Here is a 21,790-nt window from a genome sequence, read left to right on the forward strand (position 1 = left end):
TAAATTTATATTTTTTCTCCAAAGCTTAACAATGTTCCATTGGGGTCAAGTAGAGAAAACTCCTTCATTCCCCAAGGTTTTGTTTCAAGGTTTCCGTTTGGATGGATCTCGATATTCTTTGCTTTTATCTGTTCAAAGAATTTATCAATATTATTCGAAATTTTCAGATAAAGCATAAAATCTGATTTTGAGGGAATCAATTCCTTAAACTCAAAAAAATGCAATTCCGAATTGTTATAGGTCGCAATCAGATAATTATCGTAATCCGCAACAAATTCGAATCCCAGATTCTTATAATAATCAATCGTTTTTCCTTTGTCAATAAAAGGAATTTTTGGAATTATCTGTGAGATCATAAATAAAAATTTTTAAGCTAATTCATCATTCCATTCTCTGATGGTGACTTTAGCTATCAAACCTTCCTGTACAAAAGGATCGCCATTCACAAATGCTTCTGCAGATTCTTTATCTACAAAAATAGCCATTGCGCCTTCTCCAGGATTACCAAAAGCACCGGTTCCCAAAACTCTTCCAGACTTTATAAACTCTGCCTCGAATTCCTCGTGGCGTGGGAAAACTGCCATAAATTCGTCCATTGTTTTGTCAGTTGCGTGTTCGTAAAAAATTACTGCTTTCATATTTTTATGTGTTTTATAATTAATCATTTATAATTTTAGAATTCGATTAGTGCGCTTCCAGCCAATTATCGCCTACTCCAACTTCTACAAGCAAAGGAACTTTCGTTTCAAAAGCAGATTCCATTTCTTTTTTGATGAGTTCTGTTGCGGTTTCCACTTCGTCAATTGGCGCTTCAAAAAGTAATTCATCGTGAACCTGCAAAAGCATTTTGGTTTGGAGTTTTTGATCTTCCAATTCGTTTTCGATTTTTATCATTGCGAGTTTGATGATATCGGCTGCACTTCCTTGGATCGGTGCATTCACAGCGTTTCTTTCTGCGTGCGCTTTAACAACAAAATTGCTGGAATTAATATCTTTCAAATGGCGCCTTCTCCCAAGAATGGTTTCTACATAACCTAAATCTTGCGCTTTTTTCACTTGCTCTGCCATATATTCTTTCAAACGTGGATAAGTCTCGTAATAAGAATCAATCATCTTTTTGGCTTCGGTTCTGGAAAGTCCGGTTTGTTCTGCTAAAGCAAAAGCACCTTGCCCATAAATGATTCCGAAATTCACTGTTTTTGCCTGGCTTCTCTGTGTTTTTGAAACTTCGCTCAAATCAATACCAAACAATTTTGCCGCAGTTGAGGCATGAATATCTTCTCCGTTTTGGAACGCTGCAATCATATTTTGCTCGCCGGAGATTTCTGCAATCAACCTTAATTCGATTTGAGAATAATCGGCAGAAATGATTTTTTTGCCTTCATCCGCAACAAAAGCGCCTCGGATTTGTTGTCCTCTGAGTGTTCTAATTGGAATATTCTGAAGATTCGGATTCACACTCGCCAAACGTCCTGTCGCTGCAACAGTTTGTGCAAAAGTGGTATGAACACGGTTATCTTTTTTATCAATCTGACCTGGCAAAGCATCAACATAAGTTGATTTTAGTTTTTGTAAAGTTCTGTATTCCAGGATTGAAGTAATGATTTCGTGCTTCGAAGATAATTTTTGAAGGACATCTTCCGAAGTTGCGTATTGTCCTGTCTTGGTCTTTTTCGCTTTCGGGTCAAGCTGCATTTTCTCGAAAAGAATTTCTCCCAATTGCTTTGGCGAATTCATATTGAACTCTTCTCCGGACAATTCAAAAATTTTTGATTCTAATAATCGTAAATCATTTTCCAAATCAATACTTTCCTTCGCCAGCCAATTGCTATCGAGTTTCACACCGGTCAACTCTATTTTGGCAAGAACTTTCATCAATGGCATTTCTACGTTGTAGAACAATTCCTCCAAACTTTCTTTAGCTAATTGGGGCGCAAATAATTCATATAATTGAAACGTCACATCCGCATCTTCTGCAGCATAATTGGTTTGTGTTGGAATATCAACTTCACGAAGCGTCAACTGATTTTTTCCTTTTTTTCCAATTAAAGTCTCGATAGAAACTGGTTTGTAATCAAGATACATTTCTGAAAGATAATCCATTCCGTGTCTTCCGTCAGGATTCAGGAGATAATGTGCAATCATTGTATCAAACAATTTTCCTGTCACATCAATATTGTAATTCTGAAGAACTTTAGCATCATATTTCATATTATGAGCGATTTTCAGAACATTCAGGTCTTCAAAAAACGGACGGAAAATCTCAACTGTTTCCTGTGCTTCTTCCTGATTTTCAGAAATAGGGACGTAATAGGCCAAGCCTTTTTTATAGGAAAAACTCATTCCAATCAATTCAGCTTCCAGTTCATTAAGCGAAGTTGTTTCTGTATCAAAACAAACCGCTTTTTGTTTCAGAAGGTTTGCTAAAAGGATTTTCTGGGCTTTTGGAGAATCGATATATTGATAAACATGGTCATTTTCAGTAATGGTAGACTTGGTCGTTGTTGCCTGTTCCAGTTGTTCAAAACTAGCAAAGAGATCCATTGTTCCGTTTTTATGAGAAGTGACTTTCGTTTCTATTTTTCCACCAACAGGATTCTCTACTTCCATCAGTTCTTCCACATATTCTTTATTGGAGAATGCGCGATAAAGATTTTCATAAAGCCTTCGGAATTCCAATTCATCAAAAATCTCTTTTACTTTTTCAAAATCAGGAACATCCAGGTCATATTGTTCTTCGATAAACTCAATCGGTGCATCGCAAATAATGGTAGCTAACTTTTTGGATAATAGACCTTTCTCCGCACTAGCTTCAACTTTCTCTTTAAGTTTTCCTTTCAGCTGGTGCGTATTTGCCAATAGATTTTCCATCGACCCAAACTCTTGAATAAACTTCTTGGCCGTTTTCTCTCCGACACCTTCCAAACCAGGGATATTATCAACAGCGTCACCCATCATTCCGAGATAATCGATAATTTGTTTCGGATCATCAATCTCATATTTAGCTTTGACTTCTTCAACACCTAAAATCTCAATATCACCGCCTTTCGAACTTGGTTTATACATTTTGATCTTGTCTGTAACGAGCTGAGCAAAATCTTTGTCAGGTGTTACCATAAAAACATCATAACCTTGTTTTTCCGCTTTGCAGGCAATCGTTCCAATCACATCATCAGCTTCATAACCTTCAACACCTAAAATCGGGATATGCATTGCTTCTAAAATATCATTGATATAAGGTTTTGCTAAAAGAATAGGTTCCGGGGTTTCCAGACGGTTCGCTTTATATTCTGCATAATCGTTGTGACGAACGTTGGTTCTTCCCACATCAAAAACAACTGCCAAATGCGTTGGACGGTCTCTTTTTATTAATTCTATCAATGAATTGGTAAAGCCAAAAATCGCCGATGTATTTACACCTTTTGTCGAAATCCTAGGGTTTTTGATGAATGCAAAGTATCCACGAAAAATCATGGCATAGGCATCAATGAGATATAATCTTTTGTCTGTAGAAGTCATAGAAACAAAAGTAATAATTTGTAATTGATTTCAATAATTAATGCATTTAAAAAATCAAAAAAACTATCTGTTAAAAAATCTTAATTTTTTATTAGAATAAATGAAATTTGGTTGTATTTTTGCAACATCAATACAATGAAGAAAAACTATCCTTTTTATTCTGTTTTTATTATCTGCTTTTTTATTTCCTGTGCCAATTATGGAGACAGCTTACTTTATTATAATAAAAATATCAAGATCTCTAAAGTTAAAACTGTTCTCTACTTCAATCCGGAAGTTTTTCCTGATATCACAGAGATCAAAGAACCAACCTACACTGCATTTTATACAGCAACTTCTGATAAAATGAAACTTGGGAATTTTAAATATCTACAAGTTGACACTCCAATTTCTTTTGACGAAGTGGATGAAAAAATGGTGAAGGAGATATGTAAAAATAACAATGCAGATGTTGCCATAATTCCTAAAGTAAAATATTTCAAGGTTGGTTTTGGAAAATATGTCTTCTCCAATCAGGTTGTTGTGAGCATGAAACTTTACAATTCCAAAGGAGAATTCGTGATGGAAACAGCTTACGATACTTACAAAGGTAACGGAAGATTGTTGGGAAGTGCAGAAAACTCAGTGATCATCGGAACAAAAGGAGCCATCAGAAAAATTGAAAAAGAACTGAGAAATCGTCAAATGATCTACAACAAAGCGTCTTAGTTTACATAATTTTAATTTGCTTTTTCTAAGTAATTATTTTGATTTTAATACTTTTGCAAAGCAAAAAATTCTAGAAGATCGAGAATCAAGAAATCATATTAAATCCTGCGGATATTGCGGAGTCTCTGAGCAAATTGCCAGCGGAAGAACGCATCTTACAGTTTTTGAAACTTCCGAAATCTGAAAAGGCAGAAATATTTTCTCATCTCGACCCTGATTTTCAAGAAGATACCATCAGAAGTATTGCGAGTCACGAAGTTTCTGACATCCTGAATGAAATGTCACCCGATGATAGAACTCAACTTTTCGAGGATTTTCCCGATGAATTAATCAAGTATTCCATCAATCTGCTGAATCCACAGGAAAGACGTGTTGCTCTCAAACTTCTAGGTTACGAAGCGGATTCTATCGCTCGTCTTATGACACCTTATTATGTCCAGATCCGAAAAGAATGGACCGTTAAAAGATGTTTCCAGCAAATCAAAAAGGTTGGTAAAAAGGTGGAGACGCTCAATTTTCTTTATGTGGTTGATGAGAGAAACCGTTTAATAGATGATATCACCATCGGTTCTCTATTATTGGCTGATGAAGAGCAATTGATCTCCGAGTTATCTGATAACCATTTTGTTGCTATTACAACCACAACTTCTAAAGAAGATGCGGTTCCTTATTTCGAAAAATATGACCGAAGTGCATTACCTATCATTACAGAAAATGGTGTTTTGGTAGGTATTGTAACCATTGATGATATCTTGGATCAGATCGAATCCCAAAATACAGAAGACATCCAGAAATTTGGCGGTTTGGATGCTTTAGATGTCCCTTATACACAGACTTCTATCTTCGAAATGGTCAAGAAAAGAGGATTTTGGCTGGTCGTTCTTTTCTTTTCCGAGATGCTGACTGCTTCTGCAATGGGTTATTTCGAAGATGAGATTCAAAAAGCCGTCGTTTTAGCTCTTTTTGTTCCACTGATTATTTCCAGTGGGGGAAATACCGGCTCACAAGCTGCTACATTGATAATCCGTGCGATGGCATTACAGGAAATCACCCTTAAAGATTGGTGGTATGTTATAAAAAAAGAGATCTTTACGGGGATTTTCCTTGGAAGCATTCTAGGTATCATCGGATTTCTAAGAATTGCTCTTTGGCAGGAAACAGGGCTTTTCAATTATGGTGAACATTGGGTTTTTGTAGGATTTAGCATTGCTTTTTCCCTGATGTTGATTGTTTTGTGGGGAACAATTTCCGGTTCTATGGTTCCGTTTGTTCTTAAAAAACTGAAACTCGACCCAGCTACTTCTTCCGCCCCATTTGTTGCCACATTGGTTGACGTCACAGGATTGATCATCTATTTCTCTGTTGCCGGATTGTTTCTTACGGGGAAATTACTTTAATTGATTTTGTTAATCTATAATCATTGACAAATCCTCGATGATTGCGAAGCGCGCTCCGACCTGAGTAGAGCTCTTTTTCTGACATTACGATTGTCCGAAAGTTCAGCAGATTGCTTCACTTCTTTCGCAATGACAGAAAAAAGCAGACTCAGGATAAACTACAGGAAGATAAAGGCGCCCGAATTCTTTAAAATAAAAAAACCTTCTTATTGAGAAGGTTTATATATTCAGAAAATAGAATTCTATTTTGAATAGTTATCGTTGTAATCTTTTTGAGAAGCAACGATCACTTTCTTAGCATGATCTGCTCCATAAACCAAATCGATTTTCACTTTTGCTGGTTCTGTCGGTAAGTTTTTATAACTCAAGAAATAGTGCAACAAACGGTTGATCTCTGCTTTTGGCAACTCAGAAATATCTCTGATATGGCCATAAACCTGATCTTCTACCAAAACTGCAATGATCTTATCATCCGCTTCTCCTTTGTCGATCATTTGGAAACCTCCGATCGGAATAGCCTCCATAAGAATATTACCGGAAGTGATGTTATGCGAACTAAGCACACAAATATCCAACGGATCATGATCACCTTCTGTAACATCTGTAGCACCAGTTGCCACTGCCAGGTTTTTAACTTCTTCTTCACAATAGGTTCTTGGAACAAAACCGTATAGAGCAGGGATAATATTGGAAAATTTCTGTGGGCGATCTACTTTAAGATATCCAGTTTCCTTGTCTACTTCGTATTTTATAGTATCTGTAGGAACGATTTCTACAAAAACATTGACAACTTCTGGAGATTTTTCTCCAGCAGAGATTCCGTGCCAAGGGTGTGCTTTAAAATTAGGGATCATGTTTATTTTTATATTATTTTGTTAAGTTCTTTTCTAAGATTCTCAATCGTATCCGAGATGTAATCTTCTGAGTTGACGTAGTTCATCAGGAATATCGTTTTGAAATCTTCTAATTTTGAGTTCTCATTCATATCCTCATAGGTCTTGTGAAGCAGTTGCATAATATTGCTTTTACTTGTCAGGATATCTTGCCAGGATGATTTTGATATATATAATTGCTGAGAAGCATTATATTCGAATTCTTCCGTAATATTCTTTTCTGTAAGGAAAACAAATTCGTGTGTCTGGAGGCCTTTATCAAATTTCATAACAAGATTTGAGGGTTTCAGGCGTTCGAGAAACAATGTCATTCTTTCCAGAGCTTGTAATTTTATTTCACTATTAGATTTAGTCGCCAAGAAATTAATTTCCTGTTTTTTGAGTCTGACAAAGCTGTTCACGAATTGTTTCGTAAAAACCAAAAAAGGTAATGCGATGATAACTGCAACAGCGTAAGGTAAATAATCTGAATCAAACATATCTGAAATCGGTTTGCAAAACTAAGACTTTTTGTGCTAAAAAAGAACTTTTAATTAAGAAACAGTGTTTTCTTAACAATTCGTTTCAACAGGTCCTTCTTATTAATCTGAATACAAGGATAAGGTCTCAGTTCCGGACGAAAACCTCGGAAAAATTCTTCTATAGCAGGAATCTCGCTGCCTTCAAAATCGAAGATCTTGGTTTCTATATTTTCAGAAATCACTTTATCTATCAAATAAGATGATCCGCTCAGCTTCACAAATTCTCTATCATTATAGGTCCCTAACAAAGCCAGAGAATAATCTTCTCTATAAACAGCGATCATATTGATCAGTTTCTGGTGATAGAAAAATCCGTAAAAATCTAGTTTATCATTCAAGAAAAACTTCGAAAGAAGATCAATAAACTGCTCCATATCCTTTGCATCTGCGCCTAAACCAGTGCTTCGAATGAATTCTTTAATTGTCTGTAAATCAAAATTTTTAATGATTTCTGAATTATCTAAGACCTCCTGATCAAGTCTGAGTTTCCGTTTTCTTTTTGGAGAATATCTTTGTCTTACAATTTCGTATTTGTCCGGAAAGATCAAAAAATTCTTTCTTGTAAGCAATACCTTTGAAAAAGAGTTAATATCATTAAAAGTATAATATCTGATAATAAAATTCTTCGTAAGATAATTATAAAACAAATCATTGATCTCTCTAGAATCGGTATTAGAAAAAATTCCCAATTGTTGACAAAGTTTCGGATTGTGGACGATTTTCACTGCAAATTTCTTAACAAATGGGATAGGCATCATTGCTTCATAATCTTTATAAATCAATAATTCCCAATTTTTATCTGTACTTATGTCCAGGAACAAACGTTCTGCGTAGAATTTTTTCTGAACAGAATTTTCCAAACAATAATTATATTTTTCAAAATCGATCTCGTGATATTTCAGTCGTTTAATCATAAAATCCCTTCTTCTTTGAAGCTGTAAAATTTATTTTGAGCAATAATGATGTGGTCTAGCAATTCTATATCCAATAATTTTCCAGCTTCATTTATTTTATTTGTGATATTAATATCTTCCTGACTTGGTTTTAAACCACCTGCAGGATGATTGTGAGCCACGATGATTCTTGTGGAAAAATGCTCCAATGCTGTTTTAAAAATCACTCTTACATCTGCCACAGAATTTGCAATTCCACCTCGGAAAAGACAAGTTTTATAAAGAATTTTATTTTGATGATTCAGAAAAACAGCCCAAAATTCTTCCGTTGGTAAGTCAGACAAATGTGGTTGTAAAACTTCGAAAACTTCTTTGCTGCTACTGATTTGTTGTCTTTCCAAAACTTCCTGCTGAGACCTTCTGTTTCCGATTTCCAAAGCTGTTGCTATAGATATCGCTTTTGCCTCGCCTACTCCTTTGAATTTCATCAAATCTTTAATTGATAATTGGCTTAACCTGTGCCAGTTGTTTTCAACCGAATTTAAAATCCTTCTTGCCAATTCCACAGCAGATTCTTCCCTATTTCCGCTTCCCATAATGATGGCCAACAGTTCCGAATCCGAAACTGCAGCTTTTCCTTTCAGCAGGAATTTTTCTCTTGGGCGGTCGTCTTCCGCAAGGGATTTGATGCTCATCAATTATAGGCGTAAAGAATTATTTTTTTATCCGATTTATCAATATGTTGCTCTAGAATTTTAAAGAAATTATCCGAAACCATCGGGCAACCCCAACTCAGGCAGATTTCTTCTTTTTGTTCTGTATCCGGAACGCAATCTAATCTATGAAGTACAATTGCCCGCTTTCTAGCATTACTGTTGGTTTCATCGAGTCCGTCCAATCTGTAAGACAAACCGAATTGACCTTTATATTTTTCTGAAATTGCATACTTTCCAAGAGATGAACATCTGGAATTATTTTGATTATTGAATTTCAGTTGTTCTTTTTGTTTTCCGGCTTCCGAACCTGAACCGTGAGCAACTAAAGCTTTCTGGAGAACTTTTCCGGTTTTCAAATCGATTACAAAAAATCGAAATTGTGAAGACTTGATTGAGAAATCAATCAAAAAAGCTTTATCCTGATTATAATCTGAATCTTTTATAAATGTCTTTAAATCTGATATTTTTTGAGAAAGATTATTTTCTGATTTTACAGATACAAATGATTGATTTTCCTGAGATTTGACTTCGCAGGAAATTAAGAAAAACGAAAAAATAAAAAATAGAATTTGTTTCATTTGTGTTGATAAATAGAAAATTATTTCTTCAAAACTACAATTTTATTATATCTAAAAATTTTTTCTTTCTCACCACCTTTATATAAATATTGTTTTGTAAAATATTCAGGATAGTCGTTTTCACTAATTAAGTTTCCAGTGACTTTAACAGTTAATGGAAGATTATTTCCATCCCAAAGTTTGTTAGCATTTACTAAATTTTTATTTAAAGGCTCTAAATAGAAATATTCATTTTCACCTTTTGTGTTTTTGTCAAACCATTGTGCACAAGTGCAACCAATTGCGGCATAACTTAATATTTTAATTATGTCAGCTTGTTTTGAATCAACCAAAATTTCGACAATCTTATTTCTCGGAATAAATAAATTTACTAACTCAGATTTAACAATTTTATTATTTTTTAGATGGTCTAAAAATGCAGTAACGTATATTTTTTTATCGTCAAAAATTCGTATCTGAAATTTTGAAATTTGCAATTTTTTATCTTCTGAAATCAAAGATTGTTGTGAGAACCAGTTATTGTGACCATTATCTTTCCTAACTTCTATAAATTTTATAATTTTTTGATCAATATTCAATTCTATCGTATCACCTTTCTGTGCTAGAAATGATTTATTGTAAAAATCAAAATGAACAAATTTTCCAATCAGTTCTTTATTAAGATTTGAAGATTTTACGTATTGAATATCAGAACCGTCTTGCGAAAAAATCAAGTTCGGAATTAATATTATGAAAACTAAAAATCTAAGAAAATGATTCATCACAAAACAATCTGACCATCTTTCATTACCAGTTTTCTGTCCGTACTTTCTGCTAAAACAGAATTATGCGTAACAATCACAAATGTCTGTTGATACTTATCTCTCAAATCAAAAAATAATTGATGAAGTGCATCAGCATTTTTAGAATCGAGGTTTCCTGTTGGTTCATCGGCAAAAATAATCTTTGGAGAATTGATCAATGCTCTTGCAACCGCAACTCTTTGTGCTTCTCCACCGGACAATTCTGATGGTTTGTGATGCAATCGGCTGGCAATATTCAAATCTTCGAAAAGAGAATGGGCTTTTTCAATGACTTCTTTTTCAGCAATTCCGCCGATTCTTGTTGGTAATAAAACATTCTCTAAAGCCGTAAATTCTGGTAACAATTGATGATTCTGAAATACAAAACCGATATTTTTATTACGGAATTTCGACAATTCTTTGTCTTTCATTTTCAGGTAAGAATTGCCATCCAGCGCAATTTCAGTTCCGAATTTATCAATTTCAGAAGGGTTATCCAACGTTCCCAAAATCTGAAGTAAAGTCGATTTTCCAGCGCCGGATTCTCCAACTATAGAAACTACTTCGCTTGCTTTTATATGAATATCAACACCTTTCAGAACCTCGAGGGCTCCATAAGATTTATGTATGTTTTTTGCTCGAATCATTTATTTATGTGATATTGAGTTATATTTTCGTCAATTTAGCAAATTTCAAGATAAGATTTTTCTCGCCTTCGTTGGCAAAAATTACTTTAGCTTTGATATTTTGCGGGTCGGTTCCGTCCAAAAACTCCACTTTTCCTATTCCGAAACGGTCGTGTCTCACGTTATCTCCAACCTGTATGTCTTCTGAAGATGAACCACTTGGGTTGATGATTCTTGCCGTTGCAATCGGTTTCAACTGTTTTGGAACTGGCGTATTTACGTTGCGTTCAATCGTTTTCTTTTCCTCTTTCTTTTTATAAAATCGAGGTTCGGAAGGTGTGTCGTCAAAGATATTAGAATCAATTCCCGAACGGTTGATGAATTTCAATTCGTTAACAGGATTAACCAATTCTAGATATTTCGAATCAATTTCGCTCAGAAATCTGGATGGCTCTGCATCGGTAATTTTTCCCCATTGAAATCTAGAAACTGCGTAAGTGAAAAATACTTGTTTCTCAGCTCTTGTTAAAGCCACATAAAACAGACGTCTTTCCTCCTCTAATTCTTCTCTTGTGGATGAACTCATAAAGCTTGGGAAAAGATTTTCCTCGAGTCCAACTAAGTGAACTACAGGAAATTCCAAACCTTTTGATAAGTGGATGGTCATTAATGATACTTTATCTCCATCATCATCTTTATCGGTTTGAGTATCTGCAGATAAGGCAATGTTTTCCATAAAGTTGGACAAACTTGGGTCGCCACCTTCAATCTGGATTTGTTCTTCAATGAAACCTTGCATCGAGTTTAATAATTCCTGAATATTCTCTACTCGGGAAATACCTTCCGGTGTTGCATCTTCTTTCAGGAATTTGATGAGTCCACTACGTTTTGCTACTTCCATCGCCACATCGTAAACATTTTCTGTTTTCAACATTACTTGGAACGCTTTTATCATTGCCCAGAAATCGCCTAATTTGGTAAGAACGCCATTATTTAATCCTAATTGTGGCGCATAAAAACCGAGATTATCAAGAACTTGAGCAACTGGAACATTCTGAGAATCTGCAAAAACAATTAATTTATTCTGAGTGGTTTCACCAATTCCTCTTGCCGGATAATTTATGATTCTTGACAAAGCTTCAGAATCATTTTCATTGACCAAAATTCTAAGATAAGCTAGTAAATCTTTCACTTCCTTCCTTTGGTAGAAAGATAATCCGCCATAAACTTTGTACGGGATATTCTTTTTTCTCAACGCATCTTCAAATGCTCTGGTCTGCGAATTGGTTCTGTAAAGAATCGCAAAATCCGAGAAGTGACGTTGTTGCGTGTTGTGTAATTCGAAGATGTTGGCAGAAACGAAATTAGCTTCGTCCGCATCGGAAAGACTTCGGTAAACTTTTATTTTGTCTCCAATTTCATTCTCACTGAAAACATTTTTCTTGAACTGCTGTAAGTTTTTAGAAATTACAACATTCGCCGCATCCACGATATTTTGGGTTGAGCGATAATTCTGTTCCAAAGAAACTGTAATTGCATCAGGATAATCTTTCTTAAAATTAAGAATGTTATGGATGTTCGCACCACGGAAAGAGTAAATCGATTGAGCATCGTCTCCAACAACACAAATATTCTCAAATTTTGAAGCTAAAGCTTTGACAATCAAATATTGGGAATGGTTGGTATCTTGGTACTCATCCACCAAAATATATCTGAATCTATCTTGGTATTTTGCTAAAACTTCAGGGAAGCGAGTTAGTAATTCATTGGTTTTCAATAATAAATCATCGAAATCCATTGCGCCATTTTTAAAACAAGCTTCAACATATTTACGATAAATATCGCCCATCAATCTCATATTCGCTTTTTCATCAGCTTCCATCAGGTCAGGATTGTTGAAATAAGCATTGACCGTGATAAGATTGTTTTTATACTGAGAAATCCTTGATAAAACTTTCTTCGCTTTATATATTTCTGAATCGATGTTCATATCCTTGATGACTTTCTTCATCACATTCAGAGCGTCTTGCATATCGTAAATCGTGAAATTCGAAGGATAACCGAGATGATGACCTTCGCTTCTCAAAATCCGAGCAAAAACTGAGTGAAAAGTTCCCATCCAAAGCGACCGCGCATTGCTGTCTCCAACGAGTTTCGCAATACGTTCCTTCATTTCCTTCGCCGCTTTGTTGGTAAAAGTCAAAGACAAAATATTGAAAGGGTCTACACCATTCGTAATCAGATGCGCAATTCTCATCGTAAGCACACGCGTTTTGCCAGAACCTGCCCCTGCCAAAACCATCAAAGGTCCTTCTAATGTTGTAACTGCTTCAAACTGTGGCTCATTCAATCCTTTCAGATAATCCATTTTGGTCTCAAAATTTTAAGGTAACAAAAATAGCGTTTTTTATGCAATTTCTCATTTACTGAAAGTTTGAATTTCGACATTTATAGGGTAATTTTGCAAATGAAATATTGAATCTAATAACATTCTAAAAATCAATCAAAGTAATTTTGAAATCCGAATATATCCAGAAAGAAATTCTTTCTTTTTTCAAATTGAAACCTTCGCCTAGAAGTTGGCACATTCCTTTTTTGGCTGGACTAGCAGTTGGGATTCCGCTGATGTTTGGCTACTTTTTGGGCGATGTTAAATCTGCTCTCACAGCTAGTCTGGCAGGTTTAGTCATCATTTATATTCCTAGCAACAGCGACTTTATTGAGACGATGATGAAGATGTTTGTCTGTTCTTTCGGGATGATAATTTCGTATGGTTTGGGACTAACTTTTAGTTTTAATCTTTGGATTGCTTCTTTAGTTTTCGGGATTTTTTCGGCAATTGCTTATTACATCGCAAGATATTTTAATCTGAAACCACCAGGCAGTTTTTTCTTTATTATGATGGCATCAATGGCTATCGGACTTCCGCATCATCCGGAATTGATTCCAAAACGAATCGGTATTTTCACGATTGGAACTGTGAATGCTTGTATTATTTGTTTAATCTACAGTGTTTTAAATTCTAAAAAAGAAACCAAGAAGAACCTAACAACTTTTCATTTTAATCCTTATGTCAATCTTGTAGAATCTTTTATCATCGGGATTTGTATGTTGGTTTCCGTTTTTATTGGAAAGTTTTTCAATCTAGATTATCCGTATTGGATTCCGATTTCCAGCTTGGCGGTTTTGCAAGGCGTGAATCGATATCATATCTGGAAACGCGGTTTGCATAGGATTATTGGAACAACAATCGGACTTGGAATTGCTTGGGTAATTTTCTCTTTTGTGACTTCTCCATTGTTGATTTGCGTTTGCATTATCATTCTTCAAATCATTGTAGAGATGTTGATTACAAGACATTATGCATTAGCTGTAATGTTCCTTACACCAATGGGAATTTTACTTGCTGAAACCGGAAGCTCTACTTCACTTAATCCCGATTATCTTTTACAAATGAGATTGTTAGAAATTTTAATCGGTAGCGCAATTGGATGTATTGGCGGTTGGTTTTTGTACAACGAGAGAATCAGATTTAATTCCATCAAACATCTTAGAAAATCAAAAATTGTTTTGAGAAAAAGTTTTCAGAAAGAAAAGATGAAAAAATAATCTATCTTATGCTTGCAATAAGCATTAGAATCATTAATGTTGCTAGCCCTATTAAAACCGAATTAGCTTGCGATAATTGAGTTTTATTACTCTTCTTCAATCTGGCAGTTTCCATTATCATCAAAGCAAACCAACCAACTACGATTACGAGCGCTAAAATCCCCAGCATGATTTGCGAATCGTAAGCCGCAATAAATAAAAGTACACAAGTCGCGACAGCTCCAACTAGCAGAATCACAGCTCTTATCAGGGTGTGAATTACAACTTTTTGAGTTGTAATTTGTATGTTTGGTTTATCGTCTTTGTCCTCCTTGATATCAAACAATTCATTAAATTCTTTATTCATACTATTTCTGTTTTTGATATAATTTAATGAAAAAAGCAGTTAGTCCGGCATAAGCCAAAACCTGCAACATACTCGTTATCGTGTAGATATTTTGTGAAAATCCAATCTGAGGGAATATATAAACTAAATGGGTTAATGTCAGGATTGATAAAGAAATAATCGCTATTAATGTGTGATTTTTCATCTAGATATTTTTAGGAATTAATGTATCAACTAATATCGCTATTTTTTTTGAAATGTTTCCTTCGGATAATTATTAATTTATAATGTCAATCAATACCATTTTTCATATTTTTGTGAAAAATTCAATCAAATAACTATGAAAAAAATCCTACTCATTCCCTTTCATTTTTCTCTATTTCTTGGAAATGCTCAAGTATTGAATACTCAAAATGCCTTGTCAGGGCAGGCAGAAAGACATTTACAATTTAAAATTTCAGACGCTGCAAAAGATGTATTAGAAATTGGTAATTCAACTTCTCTGAATGCTCAATTTCAACCTACTATTTGGGCTCACAAAGAATCTTCGCAAGGCCCAGTGATTGTTTTCTCTGCCAATACAGTTACAAGTATGGATAATGGAACAGTACCAATGCTCAATTTTGTTGCCGGAAAAGATATTTTTGACAATAATGCGCCGAATACTTCGCAATTTCCTTGGGGAGATGGAGGAACTGTGCAACCACTGATCAATAGACCAATCGTTGCATTTTCAAATGCTTACAACAATCTAGTTTTATTAAAAGCTAACGGAAATTTTGGTATTGGGACTACAAATCCCGATGCAAAGCTACATACTGTTGGCAATTTAAAATTTGAAGGTTTAACAACGTCAAATAGTGGCTGTCCGCTTTTGTTAGATACTTTTGGAAATGTATATAAGTCAACGGTTTGTCAAATAAGTGCAACTGAAATATATGATAAGAAGCCAATACTGAATGCTTTAAATACAATTAAATCTTTCCCAACTTATAATTATTCTGAAATTTCTAATAATACTGTTTACAAAAGTACGGCTGATTATGATGCAATTGCCGCATTATACCCAAATTATAGAAATGGAAAAAATGATGACACTCAAATAATTGCATTATTAATAGAGTCTATCAAAGAACTAAAAGTAAAAGTAGATGCATTAGAAGAACAATTAGGCACTAAAAATGCCAGCTCTAATACTGGAATAAAAATCTACCCAAATCCTGTAAAAAATGACCTTACAATCTTCTTTGATAAGGAAATCAAGAGTTATGTAAGAATTAATATTTATAATCCAGAGGGTAGAAAAATCAGCAATTATCAAGTAATACCTACTAATCATAAAATCACTATTAACGTTTCAAATTTGCCAACAGGAAATTATTTGTATGAAATTATTGCTGATGGCAACCAAGATATATCAAAAGGAAAATTCATAAAAGAATAATAAATTTTTAAAATACACTCGAGAAGCTGGAATTAATTTTTCAGCTTTTTTTTTGATCAAATTTTTGTTTGTTTTTTACAGATTCAAGAAAATCTCTTTGATTGAAAAGCTTGATATACTCTTGGATAAAATGAAATAATGCAAATATTGAATGGTGCTTCTTTAAAAAATATTTGCCCATTCCAAAAACATTGACCAATCCAGCTTTTAAACTTTGAGATTTTGAAAAATTAGGATTTAAGAAAATGCTAAGTAATTTTATTTTAGATAATTTTATAGATTTCTCAAGAGACATTTTTTGTTGCCTGTCGTGCAAGACTTTTGTTCCTTTCAAAATTTTAATAGAAAAATTATGAAATAAAACTCTGTCACAATAGTTTCTGTCTTCTCCATAATGAGAAAAAATCGGATTGAAATTACCCGTTTTTACCAAACATTTTTCACTTATGAGCCATGCTGCAGCATTTGCAAAAGTAGTTTCAAAATAAAGGCTCATATCTTTAGAAAGTGAAATATATTGTTTAAAATTATTATCAATACAATCGCCATTCCCATCATATTGAATAGGAACAACTATTCCAGTATCTATATGATCAATAGAAAATCGAATTAATTGTTCCAAAGTATTTTCTTCTATGTAAACATCTTGATTAATTAGAAAAAAATAATCATATCCTAATTTTAGAGCTTTGTTTAAAGCAATATTATTTGCAGCACCAAAACCCAGGTTACTATCGGAAATCTCAAGATCAAAAATATTATATGATTCCAACAACGATAATGTATTATCCGTAGAAGCATTATCGACCACGAAAATATCAGACGGATAGTTAGAAGATTGCACAGAATTTAAACATTTTTCTATCCATTTTCCTCCATTATATGTTACAATTATTGTTGCTACTTTTTTCATTTAATTTCCAATTGTTTGTAAAATTAAATTAATTTTGGAAGAATAATAAAACTTTATGCTCTGTAGGATTTGTGATCATCAAAATGAAGATTGTAACATGTACAATATCAATGATAAAATGTTTGATGGAAAAGAAAATTTTGAATATTTCGAATGTAAAAATTGTGGTACTCTGCAAATTTCTAAAATCCCAGAAGACATAGGATCTTTTTATCCGGAAAATTATTACAGTTTAGCGTCTAAAATCGGCTTGAAGGACAAATTGCTTTTCAGACTCAGAGACTATATTTTTTATTACAATTTCCCATCATTTCTCGTAAAGAAACTGAAAATAAAAATGTCTAATCTCTCTCTGGAAGCATTTCTAAAATTGGACCCGGACAAATCTTCAAAAATACTGGATGTTGGTTGTGGAGAAGGTAAGTTTTTGAAAAGTATTTTTAATTTAGGATTCCGCAATGTGCTTGGAATTGAGCCTTTTGCTCTTAAAGAACAGGAGAGTCCTTTCCCTATCTATAAAAAAAACTTGACAGAACTTAATGAAAAATTCGACATCATAACATTTAATCATGTTTTTGAACATGTAGAAGACGTTAATGACACTCTAAAACTTTGCTATAATTTATTAGAAAAGGATGGTAAAATAATTATAAGAATTCCTGTAAAAGATTCTTTTGCTTATGAATTCTATAAAGAAAATTGGATCCAGTGGGACGCTCCCAGACATTTTCAGCTTTTAACGAAAAAAGCAATGACAATCCTTACAGAACAAAACAATTTTAAGTTAAGAGATTATTATTGTGATAGTTACAAATTACAATTTACAGGAAGTGAAAAGTATAAGAGAAATTTATCATATCAGACTCCCAATTCTGTTTTTACAAAGGCCGAATTAAACGAATTCACTAAAAGATCAATAGAATTAAATAGACAACATAAAGGAGATCAAGTTGTTGCTGTTTTACAGAAATTATAAATTTTCAAAAAAAATTCCCAAAGAATTCTTTCCAACGCAGATCTCGAATAAATTTGATTTCTTCTTTACTGAGATATCGTTTGTCTTTTTGTTTCAGAAAAGATTTAATTGTCGTGAAAAACTCTTTTGCAGAACGATTTTTAAAGCTTGATTTGGCGGACGAGATCATTGTTAAAGGCAAACTCAAACCGATATTATAAAAATACTGGCCGAGTTTCTCTGCTTTTTGAGATCTGTATTTGTAAGCTGTCGGACGAAGATGTTTTACCCAAAGTTCTTTAATGGTAACAACTTCCCAATTGTTTTTTTTGGCCAATAAAATATCCAGATTGTCCCATCCAAGAACAGCTCGCAAGCCATTCATATCTTCGAAACATTCTTTTTTGTAAGCTTTTATCGGACCACGAACGTGATTTTTGGACGACAGATTTTCGAAAACCCAATCGTGATTTTTATTGCTGAAATCTGCCCAGTTCTCATTAGGATTTCTCAGGTTCTTTATCTCGGGATTTTGTTTGTAGTTCCTGATGTAAACTAGACCTGAAACAATTCCAGCTTTTGGATTAGATTCAAAAACCTGATTGATTTTCTCCAGATAATTTCGGGGAAAAACAATATCTGCATCATATTTGCAAACCACATCAAAGCTTTTCCAATCCTCGGAGTCTAAACCTTCGTTGAACGTCCTCACAACTTTTGCGCCCGGCTGATGCTCAGATTCTTCTAAATTTAAAAGTTTGAAGTTTGAAGTTTGAATTAAAAGATCCTCAACAATATTTTGAGTTTTATCAGTCGACCCATCATTCACAATCACGCAAACAAAATCTCGGAAACTCTGATTTTTCAGAGATTCCAAACATTGAGAAATATTTTTTTCTTCGTTGTGAGCCGGAATGATAATGAGGAATTTCAAATCGAATTCAAAATTTAGACGCCGAAAGTTACAGAATTTTCTAATATTCCTGTATTATTGATTCCATCTATAAAAAATTATTGTTTAATTAACCGTAAACATTATTATTGAGATTTTTATAAGAAGTATTTTTGCACCTTGATATTTAATGTTATGGATGCAACGATTGAACAAAGCAGAAAATTCTCAAATTCCATCATTTCGTATGTCTTTTTCACGTTTATAGGGTATTTTATCATCGGATTATCATTATCTGTTTTACCTATTTTCATTAGCAAAGGTCTTGGATTTAGTATGCTGGTTGCCGGAATAGTGATTAGTTTGCAATATATGATGACATTTCTGATGAGAGCTTACTCTGGGAAAATAATTGACAGCAAAGGACCAAAACCAGCAGTTTTAATCAGTATGCTGGGATTTGCTTTTACAGGATTAGTTTTGATAATGGCTTATTATTTCAGATTCTCTCCTATCATAAGTTTGTTATTTTTAATTATCACACGACTTTTTACTGGCGGTGCAGAAGGAATGGTTGGCGCAAGTCCAATTAACTGGGCGATTATGACTTTTGGAGAAAAACATACAGCAAAAATCATTTCTTATAATGGCGTTGCATGTTATGGCGCTTTGGCGTTAGGCGCTTCTTTAGGCGTAACAATTGTAAAATACTCCAATTTTTACGGATTGGGAATTTTAATTATTCTGCTAGGATTAATTGGATTTTTCATAGCAAGAAACAAAGAAAATCGAACCGGAAAACAATCCGAAGAAAAACAAAAATCCTTTTGGAATGTTCTCGAAAAAGTCGCTCCTTTCGGACTTTGTCTGGCTATGGGAGGTTTAGGATTTGCTACGATCTCTACTTTTATAACACTTTACTACGACTATTATCATTGGCAAAATGGAGCAATGTGTCTGTCGGTTTTCGGGATTTTGTTCGTTGCGGGAAGATTGGTTTTCAATAATGCGATTAATCGATTTGGCGGAATCAACGTTGCGATTGCAAGTCTGGCGGTTGAAGCATTGGGATTAACAATAATTGCATTGTCATATCATCCTTATTTTGTTTTGATTGGTGCAGGAATCACAGGTTTAGGATTTTCATTGATTTTTCCAGCTTTGGGCGTGATGGCGATGAAGACCGTTCCATCTTCCAATCAAGGTTCGGCGTTGGCAGGTTATGGTTTATTCATTGATATTTCCCTGGGAATTACAGGTCCGTTGATTGGCGGTGTTGCTGATGCATTTGGGTTGCCTTACATTTTTCCCTTCAGTATCGGAATTGTGATGTTGGGGTTGTTTTTGGCTTATTATTTGAAAATGAATCAAACAAAATAGTACAATTTCAACTATTTTTGCCTTTTAAATTTTTATGCAGAAAGTTCTCAATCTTTTTGATTTCTCCCGAAAAGTAAATTACCGAAACGAAATATTCGCTGGACTGACCGTCGCAATGACGATGATTCCGGAATCTTTGTCGTTCGCCATTCTTGCAGGATTTTCGCCATTAACAGGTTTGTACGCCGCTTTCATAATGGGATTGGTCACCGCAATTTTAGGCGGTAGACCGGGATTAATTTCCGGAGGTGCTGGTGCAACCGTGATTGTTTTGATTCCACTAATGATTTCCCACGGCATCGAATATGTTTTTGCAACAGTTGTTTTAGCTGGAATTATTCAGATCATTATCGGAATTTTTAAATTAGGAAAATTCATCCGATTGGTTCCTCAGTCAGTGATGTATGGTTTTGTAAATGGATTAGCAATTGTGATTTTTATGTCACAGATTAATCAGTTTAAGGTCCAGGGAACAGAAAAGTGGCTGTCAGGAAATCCACTTTATATAATGCTCGGCTTGGTCGCCCTTACTATTTCAGTAGTACTGATATTTCCAAAATTCACCAAGAAAATCCCGGCTTCTTTAGTGGCAATTGCCATTACTTTTGCTTTGGTAATAATTTTCGGAATCCATACTAAAACTGTTAGTGACATTGCCAATATTGCAGGGGGTTTCCCACCGTTTCACATCCCGAATGTTGCATTATCTTTTGAAGTTTTGAAAGTCATTTTTCCATTTGCTTTAATTATGTCAACCGTTGGACTGACGGAGGGTTTACTAACGTTGAATTTGGTTGATGAAATAACCAATACCAGAGGCAACAGCAACAGAGAATGCGTGGCACAAGGAACTGCCAACATTCTGAATGGTTTCTTTTTAGGAATGGGCGGATGCCCGATGATTGCGCAAACTTTGGTCAATCTATCAGCTGGTGCAAGAGCCAGATTGTCAGGAATTATCGCAGCTTTGGTTATTCTCTTCATCATTCTTTTTGGTGCGCCGGTCATCGGAAAAATGCCAATTGCCGCTTTGGTTGGCGTGATGATTATGGTTTCGGTTGGAACATTTGAGTGGGCCAGTTTCAAAGCGATAAAACGATTTCCGAAGTCTGATATTTTTGTGATGATTGTGGTGACTTTGGTTACTGTTTTCCTTCATAATCTGGCTTTGGCAGTTTTAATTGGTGTGATTATTTCCGCTTTGGTTTTTGCCTGGGAAAGTGCGAAAAGAATCCGTGCAAGGAAGTTTGCTGATAATGAAGGTGTTAAACATTACGAGATTTTTGGACCGTTATTTTTTGGCTCTACGACTGTTTTTGCTGAGAAATTTGATGTGATGAATGACCCTGAACAGGTGATTATCGATTTTAAAGAAAGTCGTGTTGTGGATATGTCTGCTATTGATATTCTGAATAAACTGACTGAACGTTATAAAAACCAAGGGAAAACACTTAGTTTAATAAATCTGAGCCGTAGATGCAAACGTTTGATAAAGAATGCGGAGAATGTTGTGGATATCAATATTATCGAGGATAAGGAAGATTAAAATTTTATAAGGAATTTTATTTTTATATGTCTTCGAGAGCTTCAGACTGACAATCTAATTTCAAATTGATATTTCGTTTTGCGAATCGTTTTG

22 protein-coding genes are annotated in these 21,790 nt (G+C 34.4%); 7 read left to right on the forward strand and 15 right to left on the reverse strand.

Going from position 1 to position 21,790, the window contains the following annotated elements; translation table 11 throughout:
• Positions 1 to 5: 5 nt before the first annotated feature.
• From RTX21_RS05445 to polA, 3 genes are read right to left on the reverse strand one after another with little or no spacing between them, the layout of a single operon-like run.
• A complete protein-coding gene (locus tag RTX21_RS05445) occupies positions 6 to 356 on the reverse strand; it encodes a VOC family protein (RefSeq protein WP_312765855.1) in 351 nt (116 codons plus the stop codon).
• A 12-nt stretch (positions 357 to 368) separates the two neighbouring features.
• On the reverse strand, positions 369 to 638 hold the full coding sequence (locus RTX21_RS05450; protein WP_312765856.1) for a YciI family protein: 270 nt from the start codon (positions 636 to 638) through the stop codon (positions 369 to 371).
• 46 nt (positions 639 to 684) lie between these two features.
• Positions 685 to 3,519 carry a DNA polymerase I gene (polA, locus tag RTX21_RS05455; RefSeq protein ID WP_312765857.1) on the reverse strand — a complete coding sequence of 945 codons (2,835 nt, stop codon included), beginning with the start codon at positions 3,517 to 3,519 and terminating at the stop codon, positions 685 to 687.
• A 135-nt stretch (positions 3,520 to 3,654) separates the two neighbouring features.
• On the opposite strand from polA, the gene RTX21_RS05460 reads away from it, so the two are divergent.
• Together RTX21_RS05460 and mgtE are read left to right on the forward strand one after the other, a co-directional pair.
• Positions 3,655 to 4,227: a pyruvate decarboxylase gene (locus RTX21_RS05460; protein ID WP_312765858.1), complete on the forward strand. Its 573-nt coding sequence runs from the start codon at positions 3,655 to 3,657 to the stop codon at positions 4,225 to 4,227.
• A gap of 77 nt (positions 4,228 to 4,304) precedes the next feature.
• A complete protein-coding gene (gene mgtE / locus RTX21_RS05465; protein WP_312766311.1) occupies positions 4,305 to 5,624 on the forward strand; it encodes a magnesium transporter in 1,320 nt (439 codons plus the stop codon).
• A gap of 242 nt (positions 5,625 to 5,866) precedes the next feature.
• On the opposite strand, the gene RTX21_RS05470 is transcribed toward mgtE, so the two are convergent.
• From RTX21_RS05470 to RTX21_RS05505, 8 genes are read right to left on the reverse strand one after another with little or no spacing between them, the layout of a single operon-like run.
• On the reverse strand, positions 5,867 to 6,478 hold the full coding sequence (locus RTX21_RS05470; protein WP_312765859.1) for an inorganic pyrophosphatase: 612 nt from the start codon (positions 6,476 to 6,478) through the stop codon (positions 5,867 to 5,869).
• 8 nt (positions 6,479 to 6,486) lie between these two features.
• On the reverse strand, positions 6,487 to 6,996 hold the full coding sequence (locus RTX21_RS05475; RefSeq protein ID WP_312765860.1) for a hypothetical protein: 510 nt from the start codon (positions 6,994 to 6,996) through the stop codon (positions 6,487 to 6,489).
• Positions 6,997 to 7,046: 50 nt separating this feature from the next.
• Positions 7,047 to 7,952 (reverse strand): hypothetical protein, encoded by a 906-nt coding sequence (locus tag RTX21_RS05480; protein WP_312765861.1) that lies wholly within the window; start codon positions 7,950 to 7,952, stop codon positions 7,047 to 7,049.
• Positions 7,949 to 8,626 carry a RadC family protein gene (radC, locus tag RTX21_RS05485; protein ID WP_312765862.1) on the reverse strand — a complete coding sequence of 226 codons (678 nt, stop codon included), beginning with the start codon at positions 8,624 to 8,626 and terminating at the stop codon, positions 7,949 to 7,951. Before radC ends, RTX21_RS05480 begins: the two co-directional genes overlap by 4 nt.
• Positions 8,626 to 9,225 carry a murein L,D-transpeptidase catalytic domain-containing protein gene (locus tag RTX21_RS05490; protein ID WP_312765863.1) on the reverse strand — a complete coding sequence of 200 codons (600 nt, stop codon included), beginning with the start codon at positions 9,223 to 9,225 and terminating at the stop codon, positions 8,626 to 8,628. Before RTX21_RS05490 ends, radC begins: the two co-directional genes overlap by 1 nt.
• Before the next feature lie 20 nt (positions 9,226 to 9,245).
• Entirely contained in the window at positions 9,246 to 9,986 is a 741-nt protein-coding gene (locus tag RTX21_RS05495; RefSeq protein WP_312765864.1) for a hypothetical protein, read from the reverse strand.
• Positions 9,986 to 10,654 (reverse strand): ABC transporter ATP-binding protein, encoded by a 669-nt coding sequence (locus tag RTX21_RS05500; protein WP_312765865.1) that lies wholly within the window; start codon positions 10,652 to 10,654, stop codon positions 9,986 to 9,988. Before RTX21_RS05500 ends, RTX21_RS05495 begins: the two co-directional genes overlap by 1 nt.
• Positions 10,655 to 10,673: 19 nt before the next feature.
• Positions 10,674 to 13,001 (reverse strand): UvrD-helicase domain-containing protein, encoded by a 2,328-nt coding sequence (locus tag RTX21_RS05505; RefSeq protein WP_312765866.1) that lies wholly within the window; start codon positions 12,999 to 13,001, stop codon positions 10,674 to 10,676.
• Between the two features lie 146 nt (positions 13,002 to 13,147).
• Here RTX21_RS05505 and RTX21_RS05510 point away from each other — a divergent pair, with 146 nt between their 5' ends.
• On the forward strand, positions 13,148 to 14,242 hold the full coding sequence (locus RTX21_RS05510; RefSeq protein WP_312765867.1) for an FUSC family protein: 1,095 nt from the start codon (positions 13,148 to 13,150) through the stop codon (positions 14,240 to 14,242).
• 1 nt (position 14,243) lies between these two features.
• On the opposite strand, the gene RTX21_RS05515 is transcribed toward RTX21_RS05510, so the two are convergent.
• Both RTX21_RS05515 and RTX21_RS05520 read right to left on the reverse strand, forming a co-directional pair.
• Positions 14,244 to 14,588, reverse strand: a complete 345-nt coding sequence (locus RTX21_RS05515) for a hypothetical protein (RefSeq protein WP_312765868.1) — start codon at positions 14,586 to 14,588, stop codon at positions 14,244 to 14,246.
• Position 14,589: 1 nt separating this feature from the next.
• Positions 14,590 to 14,772 carry a hypothetical protein gene (locus RTX21_RS05520; protein ID WP_312765869.1) on the reverse strand — a complete coding sequence of 61 codons (183 nt, stop codon included), beginning with the start codon at positions 14,770 to 14,772 and terminating at the stop codon, positions 14,590 to 14,592.
• Positions 14,773 to 14,907: 135 nt separating this feature from the next.
• Here RTX21_RS05520 and RTX21_RS05525 point away from each other — a divergent pair, with 135 nt between their 5' ends.
• On the forward strand, positions 14,908 to 16,011 hold the full coding sequence (locus tag RTX21_RS05525) for a T9SS type A sorting domain-containing protein (protein ID WP_312765871.1): 1,104 nt from the start codon (positions 14,908 to 14,910) through the stop codon (positions 16,009 to 16,011).
• A 40-nt stretch (positions 16,012 to 16,051) separates the two neighbouring features.
• On the opposite strand, the gene RTX21_RS05530 is transcribed toward RTX21_RS05525, so the two are convergent.
• Positions 16,052 to 16,924 (reverse strand): glycosyltransferase family 2 protein, encoded by an 873-nt coding sequence (locus RTX21_RS05530; RefSeq protein WP_312765872.1) that lies wholly within the window; start codon positions 16,922 to 16,924, stop codon positions 16,052 to 16,054.
• Between the two features lie 97 nt (positions 16,925 to 17,021).
• On the opposite strand from RTX21_RS05530, the gene RTX21_RS05535 reads away from it, so the two are divergent.
• Complete coding sequence (locus RTX21_RS05535) at positions 17,022 to 17,900, forward strand: class I SAM-dependent methyltransferase (protein ID WP_312765873.1); 879 nt, start codon at positions 17,022 to 17,024, stop codon at positions 17,898 to 17,900.
• 4 nt (positions 17,901 to 17,904) lie between these two features.
• Here the strand turns inward: RTX21_RS05535 and RTX21_RS05540 are convergent, their stop codons facing one another.
• Entirely contained in the window at positions 17,905 to 18,813 is a 909-nt protein-coding gene (locus RTX21_RS05540; RefSeq protein WP_312765874.1) for a glycosyltransferase family 2 protein, read from the reverse strand.
• 153 nt (positions 18,814 to 18,966) lie between these two features.
• On the opposite strand from RTX21_RS05540, the gene RTX21_RS05545 reads away from it, so the two are divergent.
• Together RTX21_RS05545 and RTX21_RS05550 are read left to right on the forward strand one after the other, a co-directional pair.
• Complete coding sequence (locus tag RTX21_RS05545; RefSeq protein ID WP_312765875.1) at positions 18,967 to 20,151, forward strand: MFS transporter; 1,185 nt, start codon at positions 18,967 to 18,969, stop codon at positions 20,149 to 20,151.
• A 34-nt stretch (positions 20,152 to 20,185) separates the two neighbouring features.
• On the forward strand, positions 20,186 to 21,697 hold the full coding sequence (locus RTX21_RS05550; RefSeq protein WP_312765876.1) for a SulP family inorganic anion transporter: 1,512 nt from the start codon (positions 20,186 to 20,188) through the stop codon (positions 21,695 to 21,697).
• The last annotated feature ends 93 nt before the right edge of the window (positions 21,698 to 21,790 follow it).

It is taken from the genome of Epilithonimonas sp., assembly GCF_032054305.1.
GTDB lineage: Bacteria > Bacteroidota > Bacteroidia > Flavobacteriales > Weeksellaceae > Epilithonimonas.

What these genes read in the sequence shown, in the direction of transcription:
- RTX21_RS05515 (WP_312765868.1), bottom strand. Translation starts at nt 14,588, where the DNA reads ATGAATAAAGAATTTAATGAATTGTTTGATATCAAGGAGGACAAAGAC.
- RTX21_RS05505 (WP_312765866.1), bottom strand. Translation starts at nt 13,001, where the DNA reads ATGGATTATCTGAAAGGATTGAATGAGCCACAGTTTGAAGCAGTTACA.
- RTX21_RS05460 (WP_312765858.1), top strand. Translation starts at nt 3,655, where the DNA reads ATGAAGAAAAACTATCCTTTTTATTCTGTTTTTATTATCTGCTTTTTT.
- RTX21_RS05475 (WP_312765860.1), bottom strand. Translation starts at nt 6,996, where the DNA reads ATGTTTGATTCAGATTATTTACCTTACGCTGTTGCAGTTATCATCGCA.
- RTX21_RS05480 (WP_312765861.1), bottom strand. Translation starts at nt 7,952, where the DNA reads ATGATTAAACGACTGAAATATCACGAGATCGATTTTGAAAAATATAAT.
- RTX21_RS05495 (WP_312765864.1), bottom strand. Translation starts at nt 9,986, where the DNA reads ATGAATCATTTTCTTAGATTTTTAGTTTTCATAATATTAATTCCGAAC.
- RTX21_RS05530 (WP_312765872.1), bottom strand. Translation starts at nt 16,924, where the DNA reads ATGAAAAAAGTAGCAACAATAATTGTAACATATAATGGAGGAAAATGG.
- RTX21_RS05450 (WP_312765856.1), bottom strand. Translation starts at nt 638, where the DNA reads ATGAAAGCAGTAATTTTTTACGAACACGCAACTGACAAAACAATGGAC.
- RTX21_RS05545 (WP_312765875.1), top strand. Translation starts at nt 18,967, where the DNA reads ATGGATGCAACGATTGAACAAAGCAGAAAATTCTCAAATTCCATCATT.
- polA (WP_312765857.1), bottom strand. Translation starts at nt 3,519, where the DNA reads ATGACTTCTACAGACAAAAGATTATATCTCATTGATGCCTATGCCATG.
- RTX21_RS05520 (WP_312765869.1), bottom strand. Translation starts at nt 14,772, where the DNA reads ATGAAAAATCACACATTAATAGCGATTATTTCTTTATCAATCCTGACA.
- RTX21_RS05490 (WP_312765863.1), bottom strand. Translation starts at nt 9,225, where the DNA reads ATGAAACAAATTCTATTTTTTATTTTTTCGTTTTTCTTAATTTCCTGC.
- RTX21_RS05525 (WP_312765871.1), top strand. Translation starts at nt 14,908, where the DNA reads ATGAAAAAAATCCTACTCATTCCCTTTCATTTTTCTCTATTTCTTGGA.
- RTX21_RS05445 (WP_312765855.1), bottom strand. Translation starts at nt 356, where the DNA reads ATGATCTCACAGATAATTCCAAAAATTCCTTTTATTGACAAAGGAAAA.
- radC (WP_312765862.1), bottom strand. Translation starts at nt 8,626, where the DNA reads ATGAGCATCAAATCCCTTGCGGAAGACGACCGCCCAAGAGAAAAATTC.
- RTX21_RS05470 (WP_312765859.1), bottom strand. Translation starts at nt 6,478, where the DNA reads ATGATCCCTAATTTTAAAGCACACCCTTGGCACGGAATCTCTGCTGGA.
- RTX21_RS05535 (WP_312765873.1), top strand. Translation starts at nt 17,022, where the DNA reads ATGTACAATATCAATGATAAAATGTTTGATGGAAAAGAAAATTTTGAA.
- RTX21_RS05550 (WP_312765876.1), top strand. Translation starts at nt 20,186, where the DNA reads ATGCAGAAAGTTCTCAATCTTTTTGATTTCTCCCGAAAAGTAAATTAC.
- RTX21_RS05500 (WP_312765865.1), bottom strand. Translation starts at nt 10,654, where the DNA reads ATGATTCGAGCAAAAAACATACATAAATCTTATGGAGCCCTCGAGGTT.